Annotated in this window: 8 protein-coding genes and 1 pseudogene; 5 read left to right on the top strand and 4 right to left on the bottom strand. The window is 69.3% G+C overall.

What is annotated here, in order from left to right:
* Positions 1-4: 4 nt before the first annotated feature.
* The 4 genes and pseudogenes from IEZ09_RS12430 to IEZ09_RS12420 all read left to right on the top strand — a co-directional run.
* Positions 5-3,739 (top strand): annotated as a pseudogene (locus tag IEZ09_RS12430) (type I polyketide synthase); the annotation flags it as partial.
* On the top strand, positions 3,731-5,122 hold the full coding sequence (locus tag IEZ09_RS48230; RefSeq protein ID WP_440590318.1) for an alpha/beta fold hydrolase: 1,392 nt from the start codon (positions 3,731-3,733) through the stop codon (positions 5,120-5,122). The pseudogene IEZ09_RS12430 and the gene IEZ09_RS48230, both read left to right, overlap by 9 nt.
* On the top strand, positions 5,119-6,303 hold the full coding sequence (locus tag IEZ09_RS12425) for a cytochrome P450 (RefSeq protein ID WP_189253788.1): 1,185 nt from the start codon (positions 5,119-5,121) through the stop codon (positions 6,301-6,303). Before IEZ09_RS48230 ends, IEZ09_RS12425 begins: the two co-directional genes overlap by 4 nt.
* A gap of 51 nt (positions 6,304-6,354) precedes the next feature.
* On the top strand, positions 6,355-6,783 hold the full coding sequence (locus IEZ09_RS12420; protein WP_189253787.1) for a hypothetical protein: 429 nt from the start codon (positions 6,355-6,357) through the stop codon (positions 6,781-6,783).
* 1 nt (position 6,784) lies between these two features.
* On the opposite strand, the gene IEZ09_RS12415 is transcribed toward IEZ09_RS12420, so the two are convergent.
* A complete protein-coding gene (locus tag IEZ09_RS12415; protein WP_189253825.1) occupies positions 6,785-7,141 on the bottom strand; it encodes a DUF5997 family protein in 357 nt (118 codons plus the stop codon).
* Between the two features lie 72 nt (positions 7,142-7,213).
* Between IEZ09_RS12415 and IEZ09_RS12410 the strand changes: the two genes are divergently transcribed.
* Complete coding sequence (locus IEZ09_RS12410; protein ID WP_189253786.1) at positions 7,214-7,903, top strand: LysR family transcriptional regulator substrate-binding protein; 690 nt, start codon at positions 7,214-7,216, stop codon at positions 7,901-7,903.
* On the opposite strand, the gene IEZ09_RS12405 is transcribed toward IEZ09_RS12410, so the two are convergent.
* The 3 genes from IEZ09_RS12405 to IEZ09_RS12395 are packed head-to-tail and all read right to left on the bottom strand — an operon-like array spanning position 7,900 to position 10,352.
* On the bottom strand, positions 7,900-8,094 hold the full coding sequence (locus IEZ09_RS12405; protein WP_189253785.1) for a ferredoxin: 195 nt from the start codon (positions 8,092-8,094) through the stop codon (positions 7,900-7,902). The two genes, IEZ09_RS12410 and IEZ09_RS12405, sit on opposite strands and share 4 nt — an antisense overlap.
* A gap of 17 nt (positions 8,095-8,111) precedes the next feature.
* Entirely contained in the window at positions 8,112-9,290 is a 1,179-nt protein-coding gene (locus IEZ09_RS12400) for a cytochrome P450 (RefSeq protein WP_189253784.1), read from the bottom strand.
* Positions 9,291-9,296: 6 nt separating this feature from the next.
* Positions 9,297-10,352 carry a DegT/DnrJ/EryC1/StrS family aminotransferase gene (locus tag IEZ09_RS12395; protein ID WP_189253783.1) on the bottom strand — a complete coding sequence of 352 codons (1,056 nt, stop codon included), beginning with the start codon at positions 10,350-10,352 and terminating at the stop codon, positions 9,297-9,299.
* Between the last annotated feature and the right edge of the window lie 3 nt (positions 10,353-10,355).

Here is a 10,355-nt window from a genome sequence, read left to right as displayed (position 1 = left end):
CCCCATCCAGACCGCAGACGGAAGGTTTCCGGCGATGCCGAACGAAGAGAAGCTCGTTGAGTACCTGAAGTGGGTCACCGCCGATCTCGCCCAGACCCGCCAGCGGCTGGAGGAGGCCGAGTCCGGCAAGCACGAGCCCGTCGCGATCGTCGGCATCGCCTGCCGCTTCCCCGGCGACGTCCGCTCCCCGGAAGACCTCTGGGAGCTGGTCGCGGAGGGCCGTGACGCCATCACCGGCTTCCCGACCGACCGCGGCTGGGACCTCGGCACGCTCGCCGGCGGCACCAGCGCGACGCTGCAGGGCGGATTCCTCTACGACGCCGCCGACTTCGACCCCGGATTCTTCGGCATCTCGCCCCGCGAGGCCCTGGCCATGGACCCGCAGCAACGACTCCTCCTGCAGACCACGTGGGAAGCCGTCGAGCGCGCGGGCATCGACCCGACGACGTTGCGCGGCTCCCGCACCGGCGTTTTCATCGGCACCAACGGCCAGGACTACGGCCACGTCCTGATCGCCTCCCAGGAGGACGTCGAGGGCCACGCGGGCATGGGCACCGCGGCCAGTGTCATCTCCGGACGCGTCTCCTACACGTTCGGCTTCGAGGGGCCCGCCGTCACGATCGACACCGCGTGCTCGTCCTCGTTGGTCGCACTGCACCTCGCTGCCGCCGCGCTGCGCAACGGTGAGTGCTCTCTCGCGGTCGCCGGTGGCGTCACGGTCATGGCGACTTCCTCGAACTTCGCCGGATTCACCCGGCAGGGTGGCCTCGCGACGTCGGGCCGGTGCAAAGCGTTCTCGGACGACGCCGACGGCACCGGCTGGTCGGAGGGCGTCGGCGTGCTGCTCGTCGAGAAGCTCTCCGACGCCCAGCGCAACGGCCACCCGGTGCTCGCCGTCGTCGTCGGCAGCGCGGTCAACCAGGACGGCGCCTCCAACGGCCTGTCCGCCCCGAACGGCCCCGCCCAGCGCGAGGTGATCAAGGCGGCGCTGGCCTCCGCGGGCCTGTCCGCGTCCGATGTGGACGCTGTCGAAGCCCACGGAACCGGCACCGTGCTGGGAGATCCCATCGAGGCCGAGGCCCTCCTCGCCACCTACGGCCAGGACCGCGCCACCCCGCTGCGCCTCGGCGCGATCAAGTCCAACATCGGCCACACCCAGGCCGCGGCGGGCGTCGCGGGCGTGATCAAGATGGTCGAGGCGCTGCGCCACGACACCCTCCCGCCCACGCTCCACGTCACCGCGCCGTCGTCCCACGTCGACTGGTCCGCGGGCAACGTCGAGCTGCTGACGGAGACCACCCCCTGGCCCCGCAACGGCAAACCGCGCCGGGCCGGCGTGTCGTCCTTCGGCGTGAGCGGTACCAACGCCCACGTGATCATCCAAGAAGCCCCAGAACTGTCAGACCCCTCTGAGACGATAGGAGTGGGGACCTCGGTCTCCCCCGGAGGGGGCGAGCCGGAATCGATCCAGGGCCTGGCGGGCAGGCACCCGTTCGTGGTGTCGGCGAAGTCGGCGAACTCGCTGAAGGCACGCATCGAACAGCTCAAAGCTCTCGACGCAGAGCCGGGAGACATCGCGTACTCGTTGCTCACCACGAGGCCGACGACGTTCGACCACCGCGCGGTGGTCCTCGACGGCGACGTGATCGCGACCGGGACCGTGGCGCGCAAGCCCGTGGCCGCGCTGTTCTCCGGGCAGGGTGCCCAGCGGGCCGGCATGGGCAAGGAGCTGTACGAGGCGTTCCCGGCGTTCCGGGAAGCCCTCGACGCCGCCCTCGCGCATCTCCCGCCAGACCTCAAGCAGGTCATGTGGGAGGACGAGGCGAAGCTCGGCCAGACCGGCTACACCCAGCCGGCGCTGTTCGCGTTCGAGGTCGCGCTGTACCGGCTGCTGGAGAGCTACGGCTTCAAGGCGGACAAGGTCGCGGGCCACTCCATCGGCGAGATCGCCGCCGCCCACATCGCGGGTGTGCTCAGCCTCGAGGACGCCGCCCGGCTCGTCCGGGAACGCGCGCGGCTCATGCAGGCACTGCCCGAGGGCGGCGTGATGATCGCGATCGAGGCCACCGAGGACGAGGTCACCCCGCACCTGACCGACGGTGTCTCCATCGCCGCGATCAACGGGCCCACGAGCATCGTCATCGCCGGTGTTGAACAAGAGGCACGTAGGATTGTTGAACGATTCAACGATCGCAAGACCAAGCAGCTCAGCGTCAGCCACGCGTTCCACTCGCCGCTGATGGAGCCCATGCTCGACGACTTCCGCCAGGCCATCCACGGCATTTCGTTCAACAATCCGACAATCCCACTTGTCGCTCGTGGGAATGTTCAACAATCCGACTACTGGGTCAGCCACGTCCGCGACACCGTCCGCTTCACCGACAACGTCGAGGAGATCGGCGACGCCACGTTCGTCGAGATCGGCCCCAGCGCCGTCCTGGCCGCCCTCGTCGACCGCGCGATCCCGACGATGCGCAAGGACAAGGACGAGGTCACGGCGTTCATCACCGCGCTGGCCAAGCTCTACACCACCGGCAGCAGGATCGACTGGCCGAAGAGCGGCAGGAAGATCGACCTGCCCACCTACCCGTTCGACACCGAGCGGTTCTGGCCGCGGAGCACGATGGCGCCGGGCACCCAGCCGAACGCCAGCCGCCCCGCCCTGTACGAGGTCGCGTGGGTCAAGTCCACAGTGGACGCACCGGCCGTCACGGGCGCGCGGTGGGCCATCATCGGCGGCGACGAGTTCGACCTCGCCCACGTCCTGTACGCGGCGGGCCAGTCCGTCAGCGGCTACGGCGAAACCCTCACCGAAGCCGCCCAGCAGACCACGCCGGACGTGTTCGTCGTGGCCGTCACCGGCGACAACACCCCGGCGAGCGTGCACGCCGAAACCCGGCGAGCGCTGAGCATCCTCCAGGAAGCGGCAGCGTTCGAGAACTCGAAAGTCGTCTTCGTCAGCCGTGGCGCGGCGACCGGCGAGGACCTGGCCGCCGCCGCCGTGTGGGGCCTCGTCCGCGCGGCGCAGGCCGAGAACCCCGGCCGGTTCCTGCTCGTCGACAGCGACGGCCTCGACGTCTCCGGCGCCCTGCTCACCGAGCTCGTCAACGGCGACGAACCGCAGGTGCTCGTCCGCGAGGGCAGGGTCAGGGTCGCCCGCCTCAAGGAACTCCCGGAGAACCCCGAGGCGAAGCACGAGTGGGGCGAGGACGAGACCGTCCTGATCACCGGCGGCACCGGCGGTCTCGGCGCCGAGCTCGCCCGGCACCTCGTCACCCGGCACGGCGTGAAGCGCCTGCTGCTCGCCAGCCGCCGCGGCGAGGAGGCACCCGGCGCGCGCAACCTCAAGCAGGAGCTGGAGAACAAGGGCGCCACCGTCACCATCGCGGCCGCCGACGTCACCAACCCCGACGACGTCCAGACCCTGTTCGCCGCCACGGACCACCCGCTCACCACCGTCATCCACACGGCGGGCGTGCTGGACGACGCCCTCGTCGACGCCCTCACCCCGGACCGCCTCACGAGCGTCCTCACCCCGAAGGTCGACGCCGCGCACCTGCTCGCCCAGCACGACCTGAGGCTGCTCGTCCTCTACAGCTCCGTCGCGGGCGTCCTGGGCGCGGCCGGCCAGGGCAACTACGCCGCCGCCAACGCCTACCTCGACGCGCTGGCCGCCACGCGTGAGAACACCATCAGCCTCGCCTGGGGACCGTGGGCGCAGGACGGCGGCATGACCGCGGGGCTCAGCGAAGCCGCCATGGACCGCATCACCCGCTCCGGCATGCCCCCGCTCGCCGCGGAACAGGGCCTCGCGCTGTTCGACGCCGCCCTCGCCGCGAACAAGAACGCCGTCGTGCCCATGCACGTCAACCGCAACCAGCAGCGCGTCGCCCCGCTGCTGCGCGACATCGTCGACGCACAGACACTCCCGCAGCAGAGCCAGCTGACCGCCGTCACGGTCCTCGACCGGCTACGCGCCACCGACCCCGACGACCGCGCCGACGAGATCCGCGGCCTCGTCGTCGGCACCTGCGCCGCACTCCTCGGCCACAACGACCCGTCCACAGTGGACCCGGAGAAGAACTTCCTGGAACTGGGCTTCGACTCGCTCATCGCCGTCGAGCTGCGCAACCAGCTCAACGACATGCTGGGCCTCAAGCTCCCCGGCAGCGCGGTGTTCGACAGCGGCACCCCCGCCGCACTGGCCACCAGGGTCGACTCCGAGCTCGGCACCATCGCCGGACCCGCGACGAGCAACGGCATGACCGTCAACGCCAACGACACGGTCTTCGGCCTGTTCATGGAGAGCGTCACCAGCGGCAAGGTCGTCGAAGGCCTGCGGATGCTCAAGGCCGTCGCCAACCTGCGCCCCATGTTCGACAGCCCCGCCGAACTCGAGGACCTGCCCAGCCCCGTCACGCTCGCCGAAGGCCCCCGGCTGCCGAAACTCGTCTGCATCAGCGCCCCCGGCGCCACCGCTGGCGTCCACATGTACGCGCGGCTCGCCGCCCACCTGCGCGGCAGGCGGCACGTGTCCGCGTTGCCGCTCATCGGTTTCGGCGACGGCGAAGCACTCCCGCGCACCACCGAGGCCGCCGCCAGGTTCGTCGCCGAGAGCATCCTCAACGGCACCGACGGCGACCCGTTCGTCCTCGTCGGACACTCCTCCGGCGGCACCCTCGCCTACTTCGCCGCGGCCGTGCTGGAACAGACGTGGGGCATCACCCCGGAGGCCGTGATCATGCTCGACACCCTGAGCATGAACTACAACTCCAGCGAGGGCATGGACTTCGACGCCGTCACCACGAACTACTTCAACACCATGGACTCGCCCGCGGTGAACATGAACAGCACCCGCCTGTCCGCGATGGCGCACTGGTTCCCGCTCATCATCGACACCGGCCTGCACACGACGGTTCCCAAGCTGCTCATCCGCTGCGCCAACGAGGTCAAGGGCACCGACCTCGTCACCACCGACCAGGACGTCGACGTGCCCGCCGACGAGATCCGCGTCGTCGCCACCGACCACATGGCCATGGTCAAGGAGGACGCGGGCGTCGTCGCGGCCGTGATGGAGGACTGGCTCAGCACCCGTATCGAGAAACTGGAAGGCGTCCGATGACCACATCGCAGGAACTGCCCCTGATCGGGGTCGAACTGCCGTCGATCCTGACGTTCAGCGAACTGCGGCTGCGGCTGCAGGAGCAGGCTCCGGTGTGCCGCATCCGGACGCCGGCCGGCGACGAGGGCTGGCTCGTCACCCGCCACGCCGAGGTGAAGTCGCTGCTGCAGAACAACAAGCTCGGCCGCAGCCACAAGGACCCGGCCACCGCGCCGCGGTTCCTGCGCAACCCCATGCTCGACATGCTCGTCACCAGCGACGACATCGAGGTCGAGAAGGAACGCCACGAGAAGAAACGCGTTCTGTACACCAAGAGCTTCGCCGCCCGCCGCGTCATCGAACGCAAGGCCCGCGTCGAGGCCATCGCGAACGCCAAGCTCGACGCCATCATCGCCGCGGGCCCGCCGGTCGACCTGCACGAGGCCTACTCGATGGACTACTCGCAGCAGGCGTTGTGCGACATGGTCGGCATTCCCGAAGAGGACCGCCGCCGGCTCCTCGACATGATGGACACCGTCGGCGCGTCCGACCAGCAGCACGCCGAGTCCGGCATGGACCCGCTGTTCGGCTTCGCCGCCGAGATCGGGGCGAGGCGCCGATCAGAGCTCGGCGACGACGTCATCTCCCGCTTCATCGAGGCCGGCCTCACCGACGAGGAGATCGGCCTGCACGTCGTCACGCTGCTGTTCACCGGCCTCGCGGGCCTCGCGAGCCACCTCGACTTCGGCGTGCTGCTGTTCCTGCGCAACCCCGACCAGCTCGCGAAGGCCATGTCCGACCCGACGATCATGGCCCAGGCCGTCGACGAGGTCATGCGCGCCACCATCAGCTCGCCCGTCCTGCCCCGCTACGCCAGCGAGGACATCGAGATCGGCGGCGTGACGATCAAGGAAGGCGACCTGGTGATGCTGGACTTCAGCCTCGCCAACTTCGATCCGCGCGCGTTCGACGACCCGCACCGCTTCGACGTCACCCGCTCGCCCAACCACCACTTCACGTTCGGCCACGGCATGCGGCACTGCACCGGCGCCCCGCTCGTGCGGATCATCCTCGCCGTCGCGTTCACGACCCTGTTCGAGCGCCTGCCCACGCTGCGGCTCGCCGTGCCGGAGTCCGAGCTCGAATCGCATCCCGGTGGCCGGCTCGCCGGTGGACTGGAGAAGTTCCCGCTCACCTGGTGACCGGCATCACCTGTCAGCACCGTGTCAGCGCGCGCTGGCACGGTGCCGGGCATGGCGAAGAAGTTCAGGAGTGTCGTGCTCACCGTCGGCCTGGCCGCGGGCATCGCGCTGCTCGGCGGTACCCCGGCGACCGCGGAGACGGCACCGGGATGCTCTCGGGTCACCCAGATCGGCGCGACGAAGATCCTCAAGGGCGGCGGCGAGACGATCGCGTCCATCAAGCAGTTCGTGGGCTGTGACAAGAACTACGGGTACACCTACGTGTGGGAGTCGTGGGCGAGCACGCACCGCGGCTTCGACGCCGGCGCGGGCCTGTGGGTCAAGGGCACGGGCGACGTGCAGGGCTACAACGTCGACCCGAAGAACGACCGCGAGGTGTGGTCCGACGGCCTGCGCACCGTCAACAAGTGCACCAAGGCCTACGGCGCCGTCGGCCGCGGCGAGATCGTCTACGCGGCCAACACCGAGGAACGCTGCTGAGTCACTCCTCGTCGAGGCGCGCCTTCTCCTTCAGGCGCGCCTCTTCGGCACGGAACTCCTGGTAGGTCTCGCGCTCGCGCACCAGCCAGTCCGGGTTCTCGTCCTTGATCGCGTTGATCTGGTCCGTGGTCAGCGCCTCGGTGATGCCGGCCCGCGCCAGCCCGCTGGTCGAGATGCCCAGCTTCTGCGCGATGAGCTGCTTGGGGTGCGGGCCGTTGCGGCGCAGCTCGCGCAGCCACTCCGGCGGGTTGGCCTGCAGCTCGTTGAGCTCGTCGCGCGACACGACACCCGCACGGAACTCCTCGGGCGTGGCCTCGAGGTACACGCCCAGCTTCTTGGCGGCGGTGGCGGGCTTCATGGTCTGCTGCGACTTCATGCGAAAAGAGTAACCGGAGAGTTCCGCCAGAGCCGGACAGGCTAGCCTCAGCACGTGACCGGATCGTTCACGCTCGCGTACGTCCCAGGTGTGACGCCGGGCAAGTGGGCACGGGTCTGGCAGGAACGCCTGCCGGAGACCCCGCTGACCCTCGTGCAGGTGACCGTCGCCGAAGCCGCGGAGAAGGTGCGCTCCGGCGAGGCCGACGCCGCGCTGCTCAGGCTGCCCGGCGACCGCGAGGACCTGCACGCCATCCCGCTCTACACCGAGACCACCGTGGTCGTGTTCCCCAAGGACCACGAGTTCGCCGCCGCTGACGAACTGTCCCTTGAGGACCTGAAGGAGCACGTGCTCTGGCAGCCGCTCGACGACGTGCTGCAGTGGGACGAGGTCCCGGGGCAGCCGCCCGTCGAACGGCCGGAGACCACCGCGGACGCGATCGAGATCGTGGCCGCCGGGGCCGGGCTGCTGGTCGTGCCGCAGTCGCTCGCCCGGCTGCACCACCGCAAGGACCTCACGTACGCGCCGCTGACCGACGCCCCGCAGTCACGGGTGGCGCTGTCGTTCCCGATCCGCGACGAGAACCCCGAGCTGGTCGAGCACATGATCGGCATCGTCCGCGGCCGCACGGTCAACAGCACCCGCGGGCCGCAGCAGGAACCGGTGAGGAAGCAGCAGCGGCGCGGTCCCGCACCCCGGCAGCAGAAGCCGGCCAAGCGCGCGAAACCCCGCCGCGGCCGTTAGTCGTGCACGGTGATCGCCTGCGCGGGGCAGATGCCCCTGGCGGTGCGCGCCGTCGTCTCCGCCTCACCGGACGGGTTGTCGTCGAGCACCATGACGAACCCGTCGTCGTCCTGGTCGAACACGTCCGGCGCGGCCAGCACGCACTGGGCCGAGCCGATGCACTTGCCGGTGTCCACGGTGATCCGAGCCATCGAAGTCCCTCCCACGATTACCAGCGCACGGGAAGCGCGTGGAGTCCGAAGAGGACTCCGTCGTACTTGAACTGCAGTTCCTCCAGCGGCACCGCGACCTCCAGCGTCGGGATCCGCCCGAACAGGCCGCGGTAGGCGACCTCCATCTCCAGCCGCACCAGGTTCTGGCCGAGGCACTGGTGCACGCCGTACCCGAACGCCACGTGTCCCGTGGCCGGACGGGACGGGTCGAACTCGTGCGGCCGTTCGAACATCTCCGGGTCGTGGTTTGCGCCCGCCACGAGCGGCACGATCCCCTCGCCCTTGCGGACCAGCTGCCCGCCGATCTCGACGTCCTCGACCGCCACCCGCAACGCCACCAGGTCGGCCACCGAGTGGTAGCGCAGCAGCTCCTCGATCGTGCGCTCGTCGCCGATCCACTGCTTCTGCTGCAGCAGGGTGACGACGCCGAGGGAGATGTTGTTCGCCGTCGTCTCGTGGCCCGCGATGAGCAGCAGCATCGCGACACCGGACAGCTCCTGGGGCGTCAGCAGACCGCCCTGGAGAAGCCTGCTGATCAGGTCGTCGCCAGGGCGCTTGGACTTGATCGTGATCAGCCGGTTGATGTAGCGGAGCAGGTGTTCGGACGCCTTGTCGCGCTGCTCGTCGGTCGACGTCAGCGTCACGAGGACCTTCGTCTTCTCCTCGAAGAAGTCGCGGTCCACTTTGGGCACTCCGAGCAGGGACGAGATCACCAGCGACGGCACCGTCAGGGAGAAGTCCTCGACGAGCTCCGCGCTGTCACCGCGAGCCAGCATCTGGTCGATCGCGCGGTCGACGATCTCCTCGACCGCCGGGCGCAGCGACCGGATGCGGCGCACGGTGAACTCGGGGATGAGCGCCTTGCGGAACCTGTTGTGGTCGGGCGGGTCCAGCGACACGAACCAGCCGGGCACCTCGTCCGCGGACGGCGCGCCCACGGTGCGCGACGGCCGCGGAAAGCCTTCGTTCGCCGGGTTCGAGCTGATGCGCGGGTCGGTGAGCACCGCGCGCACCTCTTCGTGCCGGGTGACCAGCCACACGGTCTCACCGGAGGGCAACGCGGCCTTCACCAGGCCGGGCTTGGTGCGGAACTCCTCGTACTCGGGGGGAGGGAAGGGCGCGCCGGGACGGCGCATCATGAACGGGACCAGCTGGGCGGCGTCAGTGCTCGTCATGTCATGTCATCCCTCGTAGAACTGGCGGACTTGCCCCACGATGTAGTCCTGGTCGTCTTCGGTCAGCTCGGCGTGGGTGGGGAGGTAGAGCCCGTCCTCGGCGAACCGGTTCGCGTTCAGCGACGGCCACACCGGGTCGAGGTAGCCGGGCTGCCTGCTCATCGGCTTGAAGAAGAGCCGGGTCTCGATGCCCTTCTCCGCGAGGAACGCCATCAGCTCGTCACGGCGTTCCGCGCGCAGGTCGTACATCCACAACACGTCACGCGGCGGCATGAGGGTGATGCCCTCGATGCCCCGAAGTCCCTCGTCGTACCGCTTCTCGATCCGCGCGCGCGTCGCGATGATCTCGTCGAGGCGTTCGGTCTGCGCGAGCGCGACCGCGGCCTGCAGGTTCGTCATGCGGAAGTTGTAGGCGAGCTTCTTGTGCAGGAAGCTGTGGTCGCGCGTGAACGCCATCCCCCGCAAGTGCGCCATCTGCCGTGCCAGGTGCGGGTCGTTCGTGACGCAGACACCGCCCTCGCCGGACGTGATGATCTTGTTGGCGAACAGGGAGAACGCCGCGATGTCCCCGGTCGGCTTCACGCCGTGCGCCTCGGCCGAGTCCTCGACCACGCGCAGGTTGTACTCGTAGGCGAGCTCGAGGATCGGCTCCATGTCGCACTGCCGGCCGTAGACGTGCACCGGCATGATCACCTTCGTGCGCGGGGTGATCTTCTCCTCGATCTTCGTCACGTCGATGTTCAGGTCGTCCGCGCAGTCCACGAACACGGGCGTCGCACCGGTGTACGTCACGGCCCACGCCGAGGCGATCATCGTGAACTCCGGCACGATCACCTCGTCGCCGGGGCCGATCCCCAACGCGCGCAACGCGAGCGTCAGCGCTGTCGTGCCGGACGAGCACGCGACGCCGTACTTCACGTTGTTGTAGGCGGCGAAAGCCTCCTCGAACCGCGGCACGTACGGGCCCTGCGAGGAGATCCAGCCGTCCGTCACGGCCTTCGTCGTGTACTCGAGCTCGTTGCCGCGCAACGAAGGCATCGACACGGGGTAGCGGTAGCTCATCGT

The sequence above is a fragment of the Lentzea flava genome, assembly GCF_014648475.1.
GTDB lineage: Bacteria > Actinomycetota > Actinomycetes > Mycobacteriales > Pseudonocardiaceae > Lentzea > Lentzea flava.
Note: the sequence above shows the minus strand (reverse complement) of the source record. Positions and strands in the feature narration are given on the sequence as shown.

Coding starts and splice junctions, on each gene's coding strand:
- IEZ09_RS12415 (WP_189253825.1), bottom strand. CDS start 7,141: ATGAAGCCCGCCACCGCCGCCAAGAAGCTGGGCGTGTACCTCGAGGCC.
- IEZ09_RS12405 (WP_189253785.1), bottom strand. CDS start 8,094: ATGGCTCGGATCACCGTGGACACCGGCAAGTGCATCGGCTCGGCCCAG.
- IEZ09_RS12425 (WP_189253788.1), top strand. CDS start 5,119: ATGACCACATCGCAGGAACTGCCCCTGATCGGGGTCGAACTGCCGTCG.
- IEZ09_RS12400 (WP_189253784.1), bottom strand. CDS start 9,290: ATGACGAGCACTGACGCCGCCCAGCTGGTCCCGTTCATGATGCGCCGT.
- IEZ09_RS48230 (WP_440590318.1), top strand. CDS start 3,731: ATGACCGCGGGGCTCAGCGAAGCCGCCATGGACCGCATCACCCGCTCC.
- IEZ09_RS12420 (WP_189253787.1), top strand. CDS start 6,355: ATGGCGAAGAAGTTCAGGAGTGTCGTGCTCACCGTCGGCCTGGCCGCG.
- IEZ09_RS12395 (WP_189253783.1), bottom strand. CDS start 10,352: ATGAGCTACCGCTACCCCGTGTCGATGCCTTCGTTGCGCGGCAACGAG.